Source organism: Ruegeria sp. BJ6, assembly GCF_056537885.1.
The window spans coordinates 184878-204320 of sequence record NZ_JBQFSG010000011.1 but is presented as its reverse complement, the minus strand read 5'-3'; the positions used below and the strand labels follow the sequence as shown (position 1 = coordinate 204320).

At 55.5% G+C, this 19443-nt stretch carries 21 protein-coding genes and 1 tRNA gene; 9 read left to right on the top strand and 13 right to left on the bottom strand.

Annotation, left to right across the window (positions count from 1 at the left end; all coding sequences use genetic code 11):
* Positions 1-430: 430 nt before the first annotated feature.
* From ACR0D6_RS19730 to ACR0D6_RS19720, 3 genes are all read left to right on the top strand, one after another.
* Positions 431-910: a hypothetical protein gene (locus tag ACR0D6_RS19730; protein WP_480766767.1), complete on the top strand. Its 480-nt coding sequence runs from the start codon at positions 431-433 to the stop codon at positions 908-910.
* Positions 911-1314: 404 nt separating this feature from the next.
* Positions 1315-2037 (top strand): NYN domain-containing protein, encoded by a 723-nt coding sequence (locus ACR0D6_RS19725; RefSeq protein ID WP_480766766.1) that lies wholly within the window; start codon positions 1315-1317, stop codon positions 2035-2037.
* Complete coding sequence (locus ACR0D6_RS19720) at positions 2037-2324, top strand: hypothetical protein (protein WP_480766765.1); 288 nt, start codon at positions 2037-2039, stop codon at positions 2322-2324. Before ACR0D6_RS19725 ends, ACR0D6_RS19720 begins: the two co-directional genes overlap by 1 nt.
* A 110-nt stretch (positions 2325-2434) precedes the next feature.
* On the opposite strand, the gene ACR0D6_RS19715 is transcribed toward ACR0D6_RS19720, so the two are convergent.
* A tRNA-Ile gene (locus tag ACR0D6_RS19715) sits at positions 2435-2511 on the bottom strand.
* A gap of 106 nt (positions 2512-2617) precedes the next feature.
* Here ACR0D6_RS19715 and purM point away from each other — a divergent pair.
* The 3 genes from purM (at position 2618) to rnd (ending at position 5532) form a co-directional block, all read left to right on the top strand.
* Positions 2618-3664: a phosphoribosylformylglycinamidine cyclo-ligase gene (gene purM, locus ACR0D6_RS19710; protein WP_480766764.1), complete on the top strand. Its 1047-nt coding sequence runs from the start codon at positions 2618-2620 to the stop codon at positions 3662-3664.
* Positions 3661-4257, top strand: coding sequence for a phosphoribosylglycinamide formyltransferase (purN, locus tag ACR0D6_RS19705; RefSeq protein WP_480766763.1), 597 nt, complete (start codon positions 3661-3663; stop codon positions 4255-4257). Before purM ends, purN begins: the two co-directional genes overlap by 4 nt.
* A gap of 117 nt (positions 4258-4374) precedes the next feature.
* Positions 4375-5532, top strand: coding sequence for a ribonuclease D (gene rnd, locus ACR0D6_RS19700; RefSeq protein WP_480766762.1), 1158 nt, complete (start codon positions 4375-4377; stop codon positions 5530-5532).
* 9 nt (positions 5533-5541) lie between these two features.
* Here the strand turns inward: rnd and ACR0D6_RS19695 are convergent, their stop codons facing one another.
* Positions 5542-6030 carry a hypothetical protein gene (locus ACR0D6_RS19695; protein WP_480449401.1) on the bottom strand — a complete coding sequence of 163 codons (489 nt, stop codon included), beginning with the start codon at positions 6028-6030 and terminating at the stop codon, positions 5542-5544.
* A 137-nt stretch (positions 6031-6167) separates the two neighbouring features.
* Between ACR0D6_RS19695 and ACR0D6_RS19690 the strand changes: the two genes are divergently transcribed.
* Positions 6168-6578 (top strand): SufE family protein, encoded by a 411-nt coding sequence (locus tag ACR0D6_RS19690; RefSeq protein WP_170655791.1) that lies wholly within the window; start codon positions 6168-6170, stop codon positions 6576-6578.
* Positions 6579-6594: 16 nt separating this feature from the next.
* On the opposite strand, the gene ACR0D6_RS19685 is transcribed toward ACR0D6_RS19690, so the two are convergent.
* From ACR0D6_RS19685 to ACR0D6_RS19675, 3 genes are all read right to left on the bottom strand, one after another.
* Entirely contained in the window at positions 6595-7263 is a 669-nt protein-coding gene (locus ACR0D6_RS19685; protein WP_480766761.1) for a DUF1638 domain-containing protein, read from the bottom strand.
* On the bottom strand, positions 7260-7391 hold the full coding sequence (locus ACR0D6_RS19680; protein ID WP_480766760.1) for a hypothetical protein: 132 nt from the start codon (positions 7389-7391) through the stop codon (positions 7260-7262). Before ACR0D6_RS19680 ends, ACR0D6_RS19685 begins: the two co-directional genes overlap by 4 nt.
* Positions 7392-7481: 90 nt before the next feature.
* Complete coding sequence (locus ACR0D6_RS19675; protein WP_170655787.1) at positions 7482-8180, bottom strand: cobalamin B12-binding domain-containing protein; 699 nt, start codon at positions 8178-8180, stop codon at positions 7482-7484.
* A gap of 263 nt (positions 8181-8443) precedes the next feature.
* Between ACR0D6_RS19675 and ACR0D6_RS19670 the strand changes: the two genes are divergently transcribed.
* Positions 8444-9532, top strand: coding sequence for a PA0069 family radical SAM protein (locus ACR0D6_RS19670; RefSeq protein WP_480766759.1), 1089 nt, complete (start codon positions 8444-8446; stop codon positions 9530-9532).
* Between the two features lie 55 nt (positions 9533-9587).
* On the opposite strand, the gene gltA is transcribed toward ACR0D6_RS19670, so the two are convergent.
* Both gltA and gltX read right to left on the bottom strand, forming a co-directional pair.
* Complete coding sequence (gene gltA / locus ACR0D6_RS19665) at positions 9588-10883, bottom strand: citrate synthase (RefSeq protein WP_170655783.1); 1296 nt, start codon at positions 10881-10883, stop codon at positions 9588-9590.
* A 121-nt stretch (positions 10884-11004) separates the two neighbouring features.
* Positions 11005-12405 (bottom strand): glutamate--tRNA ligase, encoded by a 1401-nt coding sequence (gene gltX / locus ACR0D6_RS19660; protein WP_480766758.1) that lies wholly within the window; start codon positions 12403-12405, stop codon positions 11005-11007.
* A 79-nt stretch (positions 12406-12484) separates the two neighbouring features.
* Here gltX and ACR0D6_RS19655 point away from each other — a divergent pair, with 79 nt between their 5' ends.
* Positions 12485-14515 carry a ComEC/Rec2 family competence protein gene (locus tag ACR0D6_RS19655; RefSeq protein WP_480766757.1) on the top strand — a complete coding sequence of 677 codons (2031 nt, stop codon included), beginning with the start codon at positions 12485-12487 and terminating at the stop codon, positions 14513-14515.
* A 15-nt stretch (positions 14516-14530) separates the two neighbouring features.
* Here ACR0D6_RS19655 and lexA read toward each other — a convergent pair whose 3' ends face one another.
* The 6 genes from lexA to ACR0D6_RS19625 form a co-directional block, all read right to left on the bottom strand.
* Complete coding sequence (gene lexA / locus ACR0D6_RS19650) at positions 14531-15229, bottom strand: transcriptional repressor LexA (RefSeq protein ID WP_170655776.1); 699 nt, start codon at positions 15227-15229, stop codon at positions 14531-14533.
* Positions 15230-15308: 79 nt separating this feature from the next.
* Positions 15309-16481 carry a molybdopterin molybdotransferase MoeA gene (locus tag ACR0D6_RS19645; protein ID WP_480766756.1) on the bottom strand — a complete coding sequence of 391 codons (1173 nt, stop codon included), beginning with the start codon at positions 16479-16481 and terminating at the stop codon, positions 15309-15311.
* Complete coding sequence (gene moaC, locus ACR0D6_RS19640; RefSeq protein WP_480766755.1) at positions 16478-16951, bottom strand: cyclic pyranopterin monophosphate synthase MoaC; 474 nt, start codon at positions 16949-16951, stop codon at positions 16478-16480. Before moaC ends, ACR0D6_RS19645 begins: the two co-directional genes overlap by 4 nt.
* Positions 16951-17763 carry an indole-3-glycerol phosphate synthase TrpC gene (gene trpC / locus ACR0D6_RS19635; RefSeq protein ID WP_480449415.1) on the bottom strand — a complete coding sequence of 271 codons (813 nt, stop codon included), beginning with the start codon at positions 17761-17763 and terminating at the stop codon, positions 16951-16953. The genes moaC and trpC overlap by 1 nt, the downstream gene beginning before the upstream one ends.
* Positions 17760-18779: an anthranilate phosphoribosyltransferase gene (gene trpD, locus ACR0D6_RS19630; protein ID WP_480449416.1), complete on the bottom strand. Its 1020-nt coding sequence runs from the start codon at positions 18777-18779 to the stop codon at positions 17760-17762. The genes trpC and trpD overlap by 4 nt, the downstream gene beginning before the upstream one ends.
* Positions 18776-19357 (bottom strand): aminodeoxychorismate/anthranilate synthase component II, encoded by a 582-nt coding sequence (locus ACR0D6_RS19625; RefSeq protein ID WP_170655766.1) that lies wholly within the window; start codon positions 19355-19357, stop codon positions 18776-18778. The genes trpD and ACR0D6_RS19625 overlap by 4 nt, the downstream gene beginning before the upstream one ends.
* Between the last annotated feature and the right edge of the window lie 86 nt (positions 19358-19443).

Genomic DNA, 19443 nt, shown 5'->3' with positions numbered 1-19443 from the left:
CAAAGTGATGCTCGGAATTGAAAATGAAAAAGATCGCGCGGATCTCATTGCATATCTAGCAACTTTGAAAGATTGAGGGACCAAGTTGAATTCGCTTGGGCGACCAATTTGTCCCGCTTTGCTGGGATATGACAACAAGCACCGACCGTCTGAATTTTTTATTACCCACACCGAAAACTGTGTGCAGTGAAGTATAGGTCACAATGGGCTCACAGCAGATATTCGAGTGTTCACAATAGGTAGGTCCTAGTTTGAGGGAAGCAAACGCAGCACTCTATTCATGCCTCTGTTCGGGGATAAGAGACATTCAAGATGATCGCATTTTATAATCTCAGCGTTTCCAGACGCTTGCGATAGTTATTGCGACGGCCATGCCGTGGGTCTATTTCGTGGAACACCCATAGTTCTCAAACCAAAAAAGGATTGATTGGTGAGAAATATCTTTGTCTTCGCTGGTATTTTTGCCTTGGCAGGCTGCGTCACTCCACAAGAGGCGACCAACGTGGTGAGCGAACCCCAAAGTAAAAGCGTCAATGTGCCAACTGCTGAACTGAAGCCTCTAATAGAGGAGTGCATTAAGGTTGTGACCAGTGATGCAACTCCAGACCAAAGTCTGGGCAAGGCTTGGGGAGCTAGCGTCAGGGTGCCACCGACTAACCTTTTGCGCGCAAAGAGAAATTGCATGATAACGATGCCAAACTCCGGGCAAAGTGTCCAAAATACGGTAGGGGCCATAGCTGACTTGATGGGTCAAAATGGCTTTGCTCCGGCGAGCAATCCAGAAATTTCGAGCAAATGGAGAAGGAGCACGCAGCCGCTAATTTTTTCGAACGGTAGTGATTTTGTGGCTGTATCAGGCCAATCATACTCATCGTTGCGCCAGAGCCAGGTGTTTTTCAATCTGTTTTAGCCATCCGACCGCGGTTTAACCAGATAACCTGGTCAAAGGCGGTAAGTCAGAGAGGCCTGATCGAAACTGTAGATCACAATGAGGAGGCGCATAAGCTTCACTCATTCAGTCGAATAGGGTGGAAACTTTGTCCGGTACACTAAAGCCCGCTGACTTCGGTCGGCGGGCCTTTTTTCGTTTTTGGGGTGGCGAACACAGGGGGAAAGCTGTCATTCAGAGCTTGCTCAACTGAATAGCCGCTCAACGTATCGCTTTAAGTATTAGCCCTAAGGAGGATCATTTTGGTTTCGATTACAGGCCCGGCTCGGAGTGGCTCAAAGCCACGAAGGTATCTGTTTATTGATGGTGCATATTTTCAAAGATCGGTCGAATCTCAGAGTAAGCGGATTGGACTTTCAGAACCGATGCCGATTGACTTCAATCTTGTCGGCCATGGGTTTGATAGAGTGATCTATTTTGATGCTTTGCCAGTCCAAAAGCCGAAACAAAATGATCGAGAGTATGAGAAAGAATTTGATGAGAAAACGGAGTTCCTAAACTCTCTTAGGAAGGTGAGGAACTTTCACGTTCGCGACGGATTTACTCGCGTTCGTCCTCGCAAGAATGGCGGAATTGAGCAAAAGGGAGTGGACACATGGATCGCGATTGAGGCGCTTCAGTATGCCTTCCGTGGGGTGATCGACACCGCTGAAGTAATTACAGGTGACCTAGATTTATATCCTTTGTTTGAAGCTCTAGTGCAGACCAACACTCGTGGAGTTTTGCACTATGAATTCGGTCACACTTCTGACGATCTCATAATGGCCGCTGATGAGGCAAAACCAATGACGGGTTTGTCACTTCTTGATTGGGCTGAAAGGAAATTTGCCTTCAGATTCAAAGTTTTTGCTGTTTCTGAGCGTAAAGCCAGCTTCGGACAGCCAATAACAGAATTCGAATCTAACTACGGTAGGTGCTACCTTCGATACGACGGAGAAGATTACTTGGCCGAATTTGAAAGCCTAGGGAATCAACACAAGAGCAAAAACGTGATGATCCTGCTCGACTATCTTAGACAAGAATTTGGTGTCGTTGGCGTCGAAGATAATGCCATTCGAGAACTGCAAAAGAACTTCAGCGAGAAATAATGACCATCTGGCCCAACACAATACCCCATGATTTGCGAATCGCGCTTGAAGAACGCCGCGTGGATGACTGGGAAACGGCGCTGCGTTCCTGGGCGAAGTCTTACGGACTGAAGCTCAAGATTCAGCGGTTTGCGCAGTTGGGGCGACGGATGGCTGATTTGCATTCAATGCGGTTCACGGCAGGGGCTCAGGACCACTGGGCAGTGATCAAAGAGTGGCTTGAGCGTCATGATGTACCAGCGCCAAAAAAGTTGCCGCAGCGGCCGCCTCAGGAATCGGCAAATTGATGCTGAAACGTGGGGTAGTCGGTGTTTTAACCTATTGATTTTGTTTTAGGCTCATTCGCTACCCCGTGGGGTAATCAAATCGTTTAAAATCAATAACTTAGTTGGCGTTCTGGTAGGCCCGGAGGGACTCGAACCCCCAACCAAAGCGTTATGAGCGCTCTGCTCTAACCAATTGAGCTACAGGCCCGCCTGAGCGCCTTGGGTATCACGCTTGTCGTCCGCGTCAAGCCTGACCGTTGCATGAAAGGCCACAATCGACTAACCCGCGCAAAAGCAATCATGAGGGATTTGCCATGACAGCGGGCAAGAACGGCATGACCTATGCCGATGCAGGCGTGGATATTGATGCAGGAAACGCCTTGGTGGATCGGATCAAGCCAGCCGCCAAGCGGACCAACAGGCCCGGAGTGATGAGTGGTCTGGGTGGGTTTGGCGCATTGTTCGACCTTAAGGGGGCAGGTTATCAGGATCCGATTCTCGTGGGTGCCACGGATGGAGTCGGAACCAAATTGCGGATCGCCATCGATACGGGCGTTGTTGATGGCGTTGGTGTCGATCTTGTTGCCATGTGTGTCAATGATCTGATCTGTCAGGGCGCCGAGCCGCTGTTTTTCCTGGATTATTTTGCGACCGGCAAGCTGGAAACTGAAACGGCGGCACGGATCATCGAGGGGATTGCAGAAGGGTGCGTACAATCCGGATGTGCTCTGATCGGCGGTGAAACTGCTGAAATGCCCGGTATGTATCCCGAAGGTGATTTCGATCTGGCCGGGTTTGCGGTTGGAGCAATGGAAAGGGATGCTCATCTGCCTGCGGATGTTCAGGAAGGCGATGTTCTTTTGGGGCTTGCCTCGAACGGTGTTCATTCGAATGGATATTCCTTGGTGCGCCGTCTGGTTGAACATTCCGGTCTGGAGTGGGATTCGCCGTCGCCCTTTGGCGAGGGCCTGCTGGGTGAGGCTTTGCTGACACCGACTCGGCTGTATGTGAAACAGGCGCTGGCCGCGATCCGTTCCGGTGGAGTGCATGCCCTTGCCCACATTACTGGTGGCGGGCTGACTGAAAATCTGCCGCGTGTTCTGCCCGAGGAGCTGGGTGCGCAGATCGACCTGAATACCTGGGACTTGCCGCCGGTCTTCAAATGGATGTCCGAAGTTGGTGGAATAGCCGAAGCGGAAATGCTCAAGACCTTCAACTGTGGGATTGGCATGATTGTGGTGTGCGCTTCCGATCAAGCCGAAGAGCTGGCGAACACACTGCGTGAAGCCGGTGAAACCGTGTACCGGATCGGCAGTGTCACCAATGAGCCGGGCGTGGAATACTCGGGCACTCTGTCGTGACCAAAAAACGCGTTGCGATCCTGCTGTCGGGTGGCGGTTCAAATATGGTGTCGCTGGTCGAAAGCATGACTGGCGATCACCCGGCACGCCCCTGTCTGGTTTTGTCCAACGATCCTCAGGCGGGCGGGTTGAAGAAGGCCGCCGCCCGAGGAATTCCTACTGCGGCAGTCGAACATCAGCCATTTCGCGGTGATCGTTCAGCGTTTGAGGCTGAATTGCTGAAGCCATTGCTGGCGGCAGAACCAGATATCGTCTGTCTTGCTGGATTCATGCGCGTTCTCACCGGAGACTTCGTTTCGCGGTTTCAGGGCAGGATGTTGAACATTCACCCGTCGCTTCTGCCCAAGTACAAAGGGTTGAACACGCATACACGCGCGATTGAGGCCGGTGACAGGGAACATGGTTGCACCGTGCATGAGGTGACGGCGGCCCTTGATGACGGTCCTATTCTTGGGCAGGCGAAAGTACCTGTCGAAGTGGACGATACACCGGAAACGCTGGCTGCAAGGGTACTGTCGTGGGAACACCAGCTTTATCCCGCCGTGTTGCAAAGGTATGCGGAAGGTAACAGGTCTCCGGTTCTGTTACCCTGAAAGCCCGACGGTGATTTACACGCATGTGTTTATCGGCCTATGTTCACCGGGATCGCTCGGAACGAGGACAGGTTTATCGGGCAGTAACAAGAACAAGAGCAAGACCTAGCACAGCGCATGAGAACCCTGAAAACGACGCAAGAGCTGGCCGAATTTTGCAAGGCCGCTGCCGCATATCCCTATATCACTGTAGACACCGAGTTTCTGCGTGAGCGGACGTATTATTCCAAGCTATGTCTGGTTCAGTTGGCTGTACCTTCGGACGACAAGGACAGTGCCGTTCTGGTTGACCCGCTGGTCGAAGGCATGTCGCTTGAGCCGTTGTATGATCTGTTCCGCAATGAAAACGTGGTCAAGGTCTTTCACGCGGCCCGGCAGGACCTGGAGATTTTCTGGGTCGAAGCGGGCATCTTTCCTAAACCGCTTTTCGACACTCAGGTCGCGGCCATGGTCTGTGGGTTCGGTGAGCAGGTGGGCTATGAGACGCTTGTGCGAAAGATCTGCAAGCAGGGGCTTGATAAAACGTCCCGGTTTACCGACTGGTCGCGCCGCCCGCTAACCGATGCGCAAAAGACTTATGCGCTGGCGGATGTGACACATCTGAGAAAAATCTATGAATATCTGGCGGATGAACTGGCCAAGACCAATCGTAGCCACTGGGTCGCCGAAGAGTTGCAGGTGCTGACCGGCGCCGAAACCTATGATATTCGCCCCGAAGACGCGTGGCGCAGGGTCAAGACTCGCACCAATTCCGCAAAATTTCTGGCGGTCGTTCGCGAGTTGGCGCAATTCCGCGAGGCATATGCGCAACAAAACAACGTCCCGCGCAGCCGGGTCTTCAAAGATGACGCGCTTATCGAACTGGCGTCAACTAAGCCTAAATCGCCTTCGGATTTGGGCGGTTCCCGTTTGTTGCTGCGTGAAGCCCGTAAGGGGGCAATTGCCGAGGGGATTCTGGCAGCAGTCAAACGCGGTGTGAATTGCCCGCCCGAGGACATGCCCAAACCGGATAACAGCCGGGAAAAGCTGAAGGTCAATCCTGCGCTGGCAGATCTATTGCGGGTTTTGCTGAAGTCGAAAACCGAAAGTTCCGGAGTGGCCGCCAAATTGATTGCCACCAGTTCGGATCTGGATCTGATTGCTGCAGGTGAACGCGAAGTGCCCGCCATGTCCGGTTGGCGCTATGAAGTGTTCGGACAGGACGCGCTGCGGCTGTGTGAGGGCAAGATTGCACTGGCGGCCAAAGGGCAATCAGTCAACGTCGTTTCGCTCTGACCGCAGGTTTCAGCGTCTTCTGGTATCAAGCGTATTTTGCTGCCCGATGACCCGGACCAGACGCACGCCCTGTAAGTCCTGATTGCTGATATCCACCGCCTCGACAATTGTCCGCGAACGTTCCGGCCCTTGGGGCGTCGGGCCTTCGGGATAAACGACGCGGAAGGTATAGGCCAGAATGCCGTTCTTGGTGTTTTCTTCGGATATGACCGGTCGCAATTCCGCGTTAAATGCACCCTGACGGGAGGCAATCCCCTCAACATAGATGATCGCACCGGTCGAGGTCGGATCAACACGCAATTCGCTGATGACCGCAATCGGTACGCTGAGGTCCGGGCGATCGGGGCGCGAGAGCAATCCTGTACCGCTTCTCTGCGGCACCAGAGCCGTGGCGGCGTCGGTTGTCGGTGCAGTTGTCGCAGATTTGGATTTTCTTGAATTTCCGCAAGCAGACAGGGCCAACGCGGTAACCAGAAGTACGGATAGAGTTTTTTTCATGAGACCCGGCGATCTGAGTGGATTGTCTTGCAATGGGTTAGCCCATCTTGCACGTCTTGAAAAGCCACCGCAGGACTGGACACGCCCTGTGCGGCGTCATAGTTCACTATCGTGAACCGCAACAAAAGGATCGCTGCATGGCAAGTCCCGCCTTTGAAGAAATCGTCGAAGATTTCGAATTCCTGGAAGATTGGGAAGACCGCTATCGCTATGTGATCGAACAGGGCAAGGCGATGGAGCCTCTGGACGACGCGCTAAAGGTTCCGGCGACCAAGGTTCATGGCTGTGCGAGTCAGGTCTGGCTGCATCCAATGATTGACGGTGGAACATTCCGGTTCGACGGCGACAGTGACGCAATGATCGTGCGGGGTTTGATTGCGGTATTACGGGCGCTCTACAACGGGTTGCCGGTCGATGGTGTACCCAAAGTCGATGCGCGGGCAGAAATGGCAAGACTTGGCCTGAATGACCACCTGTCATCCCAGCGTTCAAACGGTTTGCGCGCGATGATAGAACGGATTCGGGACGTCGCGGCCGAGCACGCCTGAGCTGGCAGGGAAAGGTTCAGGAATTCGCGGGGGCGACTGCCCATTCTTCCAGTGTTTTTGCCAGGTCTCCGTATCCGGTAAATCGGCGCTCGAAAGCCAGGCCCATTTTGTCAGCGCATTCACGGGCACGTTCGGTCAGTTTCGGGTCATCAGTCTGTGCCTGATACACCAGCTTGGTGTAGTTTCCGAAATACATGTCCCGCAACTCGGGGTGTCGATCCAGGCCCAGTGGTTTCCAGACGAATGCATCGAACTGCCGGGCTAGAAAGTCCGTCAGATAGAATGCTGTCGTCTCATCCTCACCATGTTCGGCAAAGATGTCATTGCCTTCGAAAAACGAATAGCAATGCGGCCCCTTTACCATTTCAACACCCAATCGATCGCAGGCTTGTTGCAACAGGCCACCGGTTCCGCAATCGGCGTAAACCACAAAAATTCGGTCAAACTTTTTGCGATGTTTTTCAACAGCTTCTTCAACAGCCTGCGTAATTTTCTCCGGATGGACATGAAGGATTGCGGGTAGGCATGTCAAAGATAGATGGTCCCAACCATTGCGGTTCTTCAGGTCAAGAATCTCTCTGGCTAACGCGCCGCAAGCTATAAGCAATATGCGCCCGTTGTCGTTTCCGGGCGCGAGACCATTGGCGGTCAGGCTTTCGTCATCTGGCAATTGCTGTTGGGTCATTCGATTGCCTCCGTCAGGTTCCGGTCCAGAAAATCGTGGAACGCGGTCCGAAACAACGCCGCAGCCGACGTCACATATCCGCCCCGCGACAAAAAGCGGAACCGCCGAACGCCATCACCTGATTTCATAATAAATAGAGCGCCGGAGTCGTTGGTGCAAATTTCAAACAAAAAAACCCCACCGTTTTGGTGGGGTCTGATTTTTTGGGGTTGGTGGATTTATCCGGCCAACTGATTGTGTTTGCGCGACACAAAATCCTTTGCCGTTTCCACGGCAACCGCAGCATCGCGGCAATAGGCGTCGGCGCCAATGGCCTTGCCGAACTCTTCGTTCAGCGGAGCACCGCCAACCAGGACGATATAGTCGTCGCGTACGCCTTGCTCGACCATGGTGTCGATCACGACCTTCATATAAGGCATGGTGGTCGTCAGCAGAGCCGACATGCCCAGAATGTCAGGCTGTTCGTTTTCCAGCGCCTCAAGGTAGTTTTCGACTGGGTTGTTGATGCCCAGATCGACCACTTCAAAGCCTGCGCCTTCCATCATCATCGACACAAGGTTCTTGCCGATATCGTGGATGTCGCCCTTTACGGTGCCAATCACCATCTTGCCAACGCGCGGTGCGCCGGTTTCGGCCAGCAACGGCTTGAGGATGGTCATGCCGCCTTTCATGGCGTTCGCGGCCAGCAGCACCTCGGGAACGAACAGAATGCCGTCGCGGAAATCGTGCCCCACGATGGTCATGCCGCCCACCAGTGCCTTGGTGAGGATGTCGTAAGGGGTCCATCCGCGTTCCAGCAGGATGTTCACACCTTCTTCAATCTCTTCCTTGAGACCGTCATAAAGGTCGTCAAACATCTGTTCGACGAGTTCCTCGTCGTTCAGTTCCGACAGGACGATGTCTTCTTCATCCGACATGAGTCGTTTCCCTGAGCTGTAAGGGGCCGCGGCCCGCAGTGGCAATTTTTTCCGTTTTGGCCATTTCGCCGCAGTTCGACTGCGTTGATTGCGACGTCGCCAGTTCTGCAACCGACCTATAGGTCAGATTTTACCCCGACTCGACAGAATTTTCCGCATGATCTTGTTTCATTGTGCTCACATCAGCATTGCCGGACGCTGGCTGACCATCGAAATCTGTGCCCGAGTATTGTGAATGTTCCTGTAATGTTCTATTTTCTGATATGGAATCTCGTTGGAACAGAGAAAACGTGCACAGAACTGTAAAGGGCAGGGGAGCTGTGTCTAACGACACGCCCAGATTCGAGCGTTTTGTGACGACGTCTACGGATGACGGCTGGGATATCAACGAAGACGCTCCTTTGCTTCGAACGCAGGTTCGCGATGAAATTGCGCGCAGTTTGATCTCCCACAATCGTTCGCCGGATTTGCCATTCGATCGCTCAATCAATCCCTACCGCGGTTGCGAGCATGGCTGCGTCTACTGTTTTGCGCGACCGACGCACGCTTATCTGGGGTTGTCTCCTGGCTTGGACTTTGAAACCCGCCTGATCGCGCGACCGAACGCGGCCGAGTTGTTGCGCAAAGAGTTGTCCCGACGATCATACAAGGTCGCTCCGCTAGCCTTGGGCACAAACACGGATCCATATCAACCAATCGAAAAAGAGCGCATGATCACAAGGTCTTGCCTGAACGTTCTGGCCGAATTCAGGCATCCGCTGGCAATCGTCACCAAAGGCGCCCTGATCGAGCGCGATCTCGATATTCTTGCCCCCATGGCCGAACAGGGGCTGTTACGCGTGGGTATTTCACTGACGACATTGGATGCAGAGCTGTCGCGCAGTATGGAACCACGCGCCCCTGCACCCGAACGGCGTCTACGTGTTATTGAGCGTTTGACCGAGGCCGGCGTACCGGTGCGCGTCATGACCTCGCCGATCATACCCGGATTGACGGACCATGAACTTGAAAACCTGTTGCAGGCGGGCAAACAGGCGGGGGCGGATTCAGCAAGCTGGATCATGTTGCGTCTACCGCGCGAGGTCTCGCAGCTTTGGCAGGAGTGGTTGGCAGATCACCAGCCGGCGCGCGCAGAGAAAGTCATGAGTCGCCTTCGCGAAATGCACGGCGGGCGCGACTATGACCCACGTTGGGGCCACAGGATGCGGGGAGAGGGGGTCTTTGCCGAAATGATCGCAAAACGGTTCAAGGCGGCGGTGAAACGGCTTGATCTTGCAACCGAAACTCAACCTTTGCGATGTGATTTGTTTGGCTGTCCCGCTCAGGCAGGCGATCAACTCTCGTTGTTCTGAAACGAAACAAGCCCCGGAGTTTTCCGGGGCTTGTATGTAGGGTGCGCTGTTAAATTCAGCGGTTTTCGATGTCCACATAATCGCGGGTCGTTTCGCCGAGGTACAACTGGCGAGGACGGCCGATTTTGTTCTGAGGATCGGCGATCATCTCTTTCCACTGGCTGATCCAGCCCACGGTGCGCGACAGCGCAAAGATCGGTGTAAACATCGAGGTCGGGAAGCCCATCGCCTCCATTACGATTCCCGAGTAGAAGTCCACGTTCGGGAACAGCTTTTTCTCGATGAAGTACGGGTCTTCCAGAGCCTGTTTTTCGAGGGCTTTCGCGACCTGAAGTTTTGGGTTGTTTTCAACGCCAAGCAAATCCAGAACTTCGTCCGCCGATTGCTTCATCACGGTCGCGCGTGGATCAAAGTTTTTATAAACCCTGTGACCGAAACCCATCAGGCGGAAAGGATCGTTCGGGTCTTTGGCGCGAGCGATGAATTCTGGGATGCGGTCGACTGTCCCGATCTCCTCCAGCATTTCCAAACACGCTTGGTTTGCACCACCATGCGCAGGACCCCACAGACAGGCGATGCCAGCAGCGATACAGGCAAATGGGTTTGCACCTGACGAAGAGGCAAGCCGCACAGTCGATGTCGAGGCGTTCTGTTCGTGATCGGCCTGCAGCATGAAAATCCGGTCCATGGCGCGGGCCAGGATCGGGTTGACCTCATAGTCTTCGGCCGGAACCGCAAAGCACATGCTCAGGAAGTTAGACGCGTAGTCCAGGTCGTTGCGCGGGTAAACGAAGGGCTGGCCGATATGATACTTATAGGCCCATGCCGCAATCGTCGGCATCTTGGCGATCAGACGGTGCGAAGCAATCTCACGCTGGCGCGGGTCCGAGATATCGGTCGAGTCGTGATAAAATGCCGACATTGCGCCTACAACGCCAACCATGATGGCCATTGGGTGCGCATCACGGCGGAAGCCACGATAGAAATACTGCATCTGCTCATGCAGCATCGTGTGGCGCGTGATCGTGGTTTCAAATTTTTCCAGATCCTGAGCAGCCGGAAGTTCTCCGTAGAGCAACAGATAGCTGAGTTCCAGAAAGTGCGATTTTCCGGCGAGTTGCTCGATCGGATAGCCGCGATGCAACAGCTCACCCTTTTCTCCGTCGATGAAGGTAATGGTGCTGTCACAGCTTGCGGTTGAGGTGAAGCCGGGATCGTAGGTGAACACGCCCGCCTGACCATAAAGCTTGCGAATGTCGATTACATCCGGGCCGGCGGTCGGGGAAAAAACCGGCAACTCGTAGCTTTCGCCATGGACAGACAGTGTGGCTGTTTTTTGGCTATCGGTCATGGTTGTCCCTTTCTCATTCATGCGTATGTCGGTTCGCTGTCCGACATTACGGGCAACGGCTGCGCGTAGCCGCGCAGTCCGGGTCATAGCGGAGCAGCGTTACCTGAATGTGAAGCCAGGATTAACCCGCTGCATCGGAAAGCCGCGCCAGGGTTTCTTCTTTCCCCAGCACAAGCATCATGTCAAAGACCGAAGGGGTCACTGCCCGACCTGCCAGTGCGGCCCTCAGTGGACCAGCCAGCTTGCCAAACTTCAGCCCTTTCGTTTCGGCGAACGTGTTAAGGGCTGCCTCCAGTTCGTCTCGTGACCAGCTAGCATTTTGCACGTGCGGCGTCAATTCGTTCAGTATACCATCGGATACAGAAGTGAGCGCTTTTTGAGCTTTCTCATCAGGTTCAACAGGTCGCGATGTCAGCACAAAATGCGCTTTTTCAAGCAGTTCCGGGAAAGTTCGGGCGCGATCCTTGAGGCAATACATCGCACGTTCCAAATCACCGGATTGTGCACTTGTGAGAGGCGCTAGTTTCGCTGCGTCCAGATACCCTTCGATTTCATGCCGCAATGCAGCATCATCGCCGATGGCAATGTGCTGACCGCACAGATTTTCCAGTTTTTTCAGATCGAACCGGGCCGGGCTTTTGCCGATTCCGTCAAGGTCGAACCACTCCAGCGCCTGTGCGTCCGTAAAGAATTCGTCGTCACCATGACTCCAGCCCAGCCGCGCCAAATAATTGCGCATGCCTGCCGCCGGATAGCCCATGGCCTGATATTCCTGCGCACCCAGCGCGCCGTGGCGTTTACTGAGCTTTTTACCGTCCGGCCCGTGGATCAACGGGATGTGGGCCCAGACCGGGACATCCCAACCCATCGCTTCATAGATCATCATCTGCCGCGCGGCATTGTTCAGATGATCATCGCCGCGGATCACATGGGTGACCCCCATGTCATGATCGTCCACAACCACGGCAAGCATATAGACCGGTGTTCCGTCCGAGCGGAGCAGCACCATATCGTCCAGTTGGTCGTGCCGGATGGTCACGTCCCCCTGTACCTGATCTCGGATCACGGTGGTTCCGTCTTGCGGCGCCTTTATCCGGATAACGAATGGCGCATTTGGGTGGTCGGCTGGATCGGCCTCCCGCCATGGGCTGCGGAACAAAGTCGACTTGCCTTCGGCCCGCGCATTTTCGCGGAAGGCGGCAATCTCATCCTGTGTCGAAAAGCACTTGTAAGCTTTGCCGTCGGCCAACAGTTGGTTGGCGACCTCAGCATGACGTTCGGCCCCCTCGAACTGGCTGATGACCTCGCCATCGTGGTCCAGACCAAGCCATTCCATTCCCTGCAGGATCGCTGCTGTGGCTTCAGGTGTTGAACGTTCGCGATCAGTGTCCTCGATCCGCAGCAGGAACTTGCCGCCGCGCCCACGCGCGTAGAGCCAGTTGAACAGCGCGGTACGGGCACCACCGATGTGCAAAAAACCGGTGGGGGACGGGGCAAAACGGGTGACAACCTGATCGGACATTTTCTTGATTAACCTTTTGGTAACCACAGCGGGTATAGCGTTTCCGCCTGTCTAACGAGCCCGAAGGACGGGGGCAACCATGCGAGTTCTGACAGCGGTCGAGGCCGCGTTTCTGAACCAGCGCGGGCATCTGTTCCTGTGGTCTCCGATCTGCCTGGCAATTGGGATCGGTCTCTATTTTGCCTTGCGGTTCGAGCCTGGTCTGCAGATCTATGCCGCTGTTGTGGTGCTGTCCGCAGTGATGGCCGCAATGGGGCGCAGATTGCCTGAGGCCTGGGCACCGTTGGCGTGGGGGATGGTGTTGATTGCTGCGGGTTTTGCTGTCGCAGGTTTTCGCACCCACAAGGTTGCAGAGCCGGTTCTGCAGTGGCGCTACTACGGCCCGGTCGAGGGGAGGGTCGTGTCACTGGACCGCTCTGCGTCGGATGCGCTGCGGGTCACACTGGATCAGGTGCGCCTCGGGGACGTGCCTGTGTATGACAGGCCCGCACGCATCCGGCTTTCGGTTCACGGCGAAAGTGTGCAGCTGGCACCGGGCCAGCGCATTATGACAACCGCGCATCTGTCGCCGCCTCAAGGCCCAGTTGAACCCGGTGGTTTCGACTTTCGCCGCCATGCATGGTTTCAGAAGCTTGGGGCCGTTGGGTATTCGCGAAACCCGATTATGACCATTCATCCGCCAAGTGCGGGCCTTGGCGGTTTGCACGTGACGTCGCTGCGTTTCGCAATATCGGATAGGGTTCAATCCGAGCTTCCGGGTGATGTCGGGGGGTTTACAGCTGCGGTTACAACCGGTGACCGTAGCGCCATTGGCCAGGCCACTCTTGAGAATCTCCGCGTATCAAATCTGGCGCATCTACTTGCCATTTCAGGTTTGCACATGGGCCTTTTGACCGGTTTCGTTTTTGTGGCCTGTCGTGTTCTGCTTTCCCTTGTTCCCTTCCTGGCATTGCGCCTGCCAGTGCGAAAGATCGCGGCGGTTTGCGCGCTTGTGACCGCAACAGGGTATCTTCTTTTGTCTGGCGGCGCAGTTGCGACCGAACGTGCCTTTGTCATGGTATCTGTAATGCTGGGCGCCGTTCTGTTGGATCGCCGTGCCATTTCCTTGCGAGCGGTTGCAGTGGCCGGTCTGATCATTCTTGTGCTGAGGCCTGAGTCGTTGCTGAGCCCTGGCTTCCAGATGTCGTTTGCAGCTACAACTGCATTGGTCGCTGTATTTGGAGGTATCCGGGACGCGCAGACTCCCCTTGGGCCGAAATGGCTCCGCCCAGCAACCGCATTGCTTCTTTCGTCGTTTATCGCGGGATTAGCCACGGCTCCAATCGGGGCGGCGCATTTCAATACAGTGTCGCATTATGGTTTGTTGGCGAACATCCTTTCGGTTCCGGTTATGGGGTCCGTGGTAATCCCGGCTGCGGTCATGGCCGCTTTGCTTGCACCTTTTGGGCTGGACTGGATTGCGTTGAACCTCATGGGGCTTGGACTTGGATGGATATTAGGTGTCGCGGAATGGGTGTCCGGGTTGGATGGGGCGAGAGGGTTTGTGCCAAGTCCGCCCAAATTTGTCCTACCCATGATCGCATCGGGCGCCCTGTGGTGTATTCTCTGGCAGGGACGGTCGAGGTGGTTCGGAATTGCCTCAATAATCTTCGCGATTTCGTTTTGGGGGCAGGGTGATCGACCGGAGGTGCTGGTGGCCGATACAGGCGGCCTTATCGGTGTGATGACCCAGAATGGCCGGGCTCTGAGTAAGGCAAAGGGCAGCGGCTTTGTCGCCACGGTCTGGCTTGAGAACGATGGCGACGGTGCTGACCAGTCTACGGCAGCATCAAGATGGCCCGTTGGCCAAAGCGGCGTGCGCCGCTATTCGTTGGGCGACAGAGAGCTAATTCACCTGGTTGGGAAACGCGCTGCATCGGAATTTTTAGCATGTTCCGAAAATCAGATCGTCATCTCATCCATACCGGTAAAATTCACCGATTCATGCACGGTTTTTGATCCCGACGACCTGCAACAAACTGGCAGTCTGGCCTTTAGAAACGGGGAGATCGTGACAAGCGCGCAGGTCTCTGGTGTGCGCCTCTGGTCGCCCCGATTAGTTACGAGATGAACGGTTGAAGGTTTCTCAGTAGGTGCGGATCAGCCCGACCAGTCGACCCTGAACCTTGACCTTGTCTTCGGGCAATACACGGGTTTCATAAGCCGGGTTCGCAGCTTCGAGGGCGATTGCATTCCCGCGCCGGAAAAACCGTTTCAGGGTGGCCTCCTGATCTTCAACCAGCGCCACGACGATATCGCCATTATCTGCGACCGACGTTTCCTGAATCACAACGACATCGCCGTCATTGATGCCTGCGTCAATCATCGAGTCACCGCGAACCTCAAGCGCATAGTGATCGCCCTGACCGGAAATCATCGATCCGGGTACGGCCACGCGATGCGAAACATGGCTGATCGCTTCAATCGGAACACCGGCAGCGATACGGCCCATGACCGGCAATTCCATTGCGTCAACCGTGACCGGTTCAAAATTGGCAGGCCGTGGCGCCGTGGGTTTGTCGCCTTCAATCACACGCGGTTTGAAGCCTGCTGTAGGCTCTCCACCAAGGCTTTCCGGCAGTTTGACGATTTCGATAGCACGGGCGCGATGGGCGAGGCGGCGAATAAAGCCGCGTTCCTCCAGCGCGGTGATCAAGCGGTGAATGCCCGATTTCGAGCGCAAATCCAACGCGATCTTCATTTCGTCGAAACTGGGCGGAACTCCGTCCGCCTGAACGCGTTTGTGGATGAATTCCAGCAAATCCAATTGCTTCTTGGTTAGCATCGCTCACACCTCGTCGCTCATGCGTTTTCTTTTGTTCTACGCATGTTCACGTTTTGTGTCAACTGGGTCGCGAAATGTTCTAGATGGGCAGGTAGAGCACATCTTCGCCGGCGTCCCGCGCCGGATCTTCCGGAGGCCGCACCAAAAGCGCATCAGCCTGCGCCAGAACACTGAGCAGAGAACTGTCCTGATCCTCACAGGCGCGAATTCCGTCCTGATCCAGTGTTGCGCGCATGTAATGTTCGCGCGGGCCATTGGCTTTTATCGGTTCAGCCAGTTTTGCATGGCGGAAAGCAGGCAAGGCATCATTCAGGCCCAACATCCGGCGGATCATGGGGGCAACAAACAAATATCCGCAGACCATGGCGCTGACCGGATTTCCGGGAAGGCCAATCATTGCGCTGTCACCCATGCGGCCCGCCATCAACGGTTTTCCGGGGCGCATCCGGATTTTGTAGAAAGACCGCTCCAGTCCGAGGCCTTGCGCAACATCGCCTACCAGATCGTGGTCGCCCACGGATGCGCCGCCGATTGTGATCACCAGATCTGCGCCAGCGGCCAGACCAAACGCCGTTTCCAACGACGACACTGTATCGCGCGCAATTGGCAGAACCCGGACATGCGCCCCAAGCTCCTCCAGCAATGCCTTGAGGCCAAAGGTATTTGACGCGATGATTTGGTCTGGTCCGGGTGTTTCGCCCGGCATCACCAATTCGTTTCCGGTTGAGATCACCGCGACCTGCGGTTTGCGCGTTACCGGCACCGAGGCAATGTTCATCGCCGCCATCAAAGCAACGTCTTCAGCCCGGATGCGGCGCGGTGCATCGATGGTTGTTCCGGCGGAGAAATCAACACCGACTGGGCGGATGTTGGTTTTGGAACCCGGTTCTTCGGTGATTGTAATCAGATCGCCGCGCCGGTCTGCATCCTCTTGAATAACAACGAAATCGGCACCTTCGGGAACAGGTGCGCCGGTAAAGATTCGGACGGCCTGTCCGGGGCCGACTTGCCCAACAAACCGATGCCCAGCTGCGGCCTCGCCGATGACCTTGAACATGGCGTGCAGTTCGACCTCAGCCGCCTTGAGGGCGTACCCATCCATCGAAGACGACCGAAAGGGCGGCTGGTCCCGCGTGGCGGCGACATTCTGCGCCAGGATCCGCCCGGGTGCTTCGATAAGGGGAACAGTTTCGTGTGGAAGTGGTGCCACAAGATCAAGCAGCAGAGCGCGGGCTTCGTCGACCTTAATCATTCCGCCTCATAACGTCCTGATTTACCGCCGTCTTTCAGCAAAACCCGAATGCCGCCAATCTCCATGGATTTATCAACGGCCTTTGTCATGTCATAGACGGTCAGTGCTGCGGTTGACACTGCCGTCAGCGCCTCCATCTCAACCCCGGTTTGGCCCGAAGTCTTTACCGTTGCCTCAAGGCAAACACCCGGAAGGTCAGGGTCCAGTGACAATTCGACGGCAACCTTCGTGACCGGCAGCGGGTGACACAAAGGGATCAGATCGGGGGTTTTTTTGGCCCCCATGATCCCGGCGAGACGGGCAACACCCAGGACGTCACCCTTTTTGGCGCGACCTTCACTAATGATATCAAAGGTTTCCCGCGCCATTTTGATGTGACCTTCGGCGACTGCAATGCGATCGGTCACCGCCTTGTCCGATACATCAACCATATGCGCCTGACCCTTGGCGTCGAAATGCGTCAGCGGCATCACATTACTCCGGGGACCAGAGGGTTCGCCAAAAGTGCTTGGGTTGCAGCTTCGACGTCGTCCTGACGCATCAGGCTTTCACCTATCAGAAAACAACGAGCGCCGTATCGGGCAATGTCGGCCAGATCAGCCGGCGTGTTCAGGCCGCTTTCGCAAACTATTGTGCGATCACCGGGCACCAGTTTGGACAGATGACGGGTTGTGTCCAGCGATGTCTCAAAGGTTTTGAGGTTGCGGTTATTGATCCCGATCAGCGGGCTTTTCAGTTGAGTTGCTCGCTCCAGCTCTTCTTCATCATGTACTTCGATCAGAACGTCCATACCCCAATCAAAAGCGGTTTGCTCCAGCTCAGTGGCCTGTGCATCCCCGACCGAGGCCATGATGATCAGGATGCAATCCGCGCCAAGTGCGCGCGCCTCGACCACCTGATATGGGTCGTACATGAAATCCTTGCGCAGCGCGGGTAAGGAACACGCGTCACGCGCAGCTGTCAGATACTCTTTGGCGCCCTGAAAGCTGGGTGTATCGGTCAAGACCGACAGACAGCTTGCCCCACCGGCCTCATAGGCTTTGGCCAGTTCAGGCGGGTTGAAATCCTCTCGGATCAAACCTTTGGAAGGGCTTGCTTTCTTGACCTCGGCAATTAGACCGTAACCCCGGCGCGTCGCGGCGTGAAGGGCGTTGGCAAAACCACGAACCGGAGAGGCGCCGCGTGCTTCCGCTTCCAGATCATCCAGTGATTTCAGCTCTTTATCCGCTGCAACTTCTTCAAGTTTGTAGGCTTTGATCCTGTCCAGTACAGTTTCGGTCATGCAGCTTCCTGTGTGATTTTGGCCAAAGCGGCGATCTTGTTTCTGGCGTTTCCGCTGTCAATGCTTTCTGCGGCCATTGCGACACCTTCCCGGAGGTCGCTGGCGGCATTCGCCACAACCAGAGCGGCGGCAGAATTCAGCAAGACAGCATCCCGATAGGCAGATGGCGTACCGTCTAACAGGGCGCGGAAAGCTACGGAATTCTCTTCGGGCGTCCCGCCAACGATGTCTTCAAACGGGTGAACCGGCAGGCCCGCATCTTCGGGGTGCAACTCAACTTCTTTAACGATACCATCTTCCAAAGCGGCGACCCAGCTTACGCCGGTAATCGTCAGTTCATCGGTACCATCTGACCCGTGCACCAGCCATGCCCGCTCGGCCCCTAGAACGCCCAGTGTTTCGGCCATAGGGCGGATCAAGTCGCGGCTGAATGCGCCGGTCAACTGCTTTTTGACACCTGCCGGATTGGTAAGTGGACCGAGGATATTGAAAATCGTGCGCGTCCCAAGTTCTTGCCGAGTCGGCATGACATGGGCGATGGCTGGATGATGCATGGGCGCCATCATAAACCCAATGCCAGTTGAGTTCAGCGCTTTTTCAACAACTTCCGGGCCAACCATCACGTTGATGCCCATCTGACCCAGCGCATCGGCTGCGCCGGATTTGGAGCTGAGATTGCGGTTGCCATGCTTGGCAACCGTGACACCGGCACCAGCCACGACAAATGCGGTCGCTGTTGAAATGTTCAGCGTACCTTTCCCGTCGCCCCCAGTGCCGACGATGTCCATCGCTCCTTCAGGTGCTGAGACTGCGTTACATTTGGCGCGCATGACGGCCGCCGCAGCGGCATACTCATCCACGGTTTCGCCACGTGTTCGCATTGCCATCAGCAAACCGCCGATCTGGCTGGGCGTGGCTTCACCTTCAAAAAGGATCGTAAAGGCCTTTTCCGCTTCGGCGCGGGTCAAAGGGCGGTCTGCTGCCGCTCCGATCAGCGGTTTCAACGCGTCGCTCATGCGGGGACTTTCATTTCATTCAGGAAGTTCCTGAGCAGGGCGTGACCGTGCTCGGATGCGATGGATTCAGGGTGGAACTGAACACCGTGTATCGGCAGCTCTTTATGCTGCAGGCCCATGATTGTTCCATCGTCCAGTTCGGCGGTAATCTCCAGGCAGTCGGGCAGCGACTCACGCTCGACCACCAGCGAGTGATAACGGGTCGCTTCGAACGGTGACGGCAGACCGGCAAACACGCCTTTGCCGGTGTGACGCATGGTTCCCATCTTGCCATGAACGATTTCGTGGCAACGAACCACTTTTCCGCCGAAGGCCTGCCCGATGGTCTGATGCCCAAGGCAAACGCCCATCAGCGGGATACCGGTTTCAGCCGCCGCTTCGGTCAACGCCAGACAAATTCCGGCCTGATCTGGATCGCAAGGCCCTGGGCTCAAAAGGATTCCGGCGGGTTTCATCGCCATCGCTTCCTGCACGTCCAGCGCATCGTTGCGGTGCACTTCCATTTCGGCACCAAGCTCACCCAGATAGTGAACGAGGTTGTAGGTAAACGAGTCGTAGTTGTCGATCAGCAGCAGCATTTGGCTCTTGGTCTCGGCTTTGGCAATTCGGGCTGGCGGTACAGCCTTGGTACACGGTATAATCTCGCGACATACATGCTCAGGCT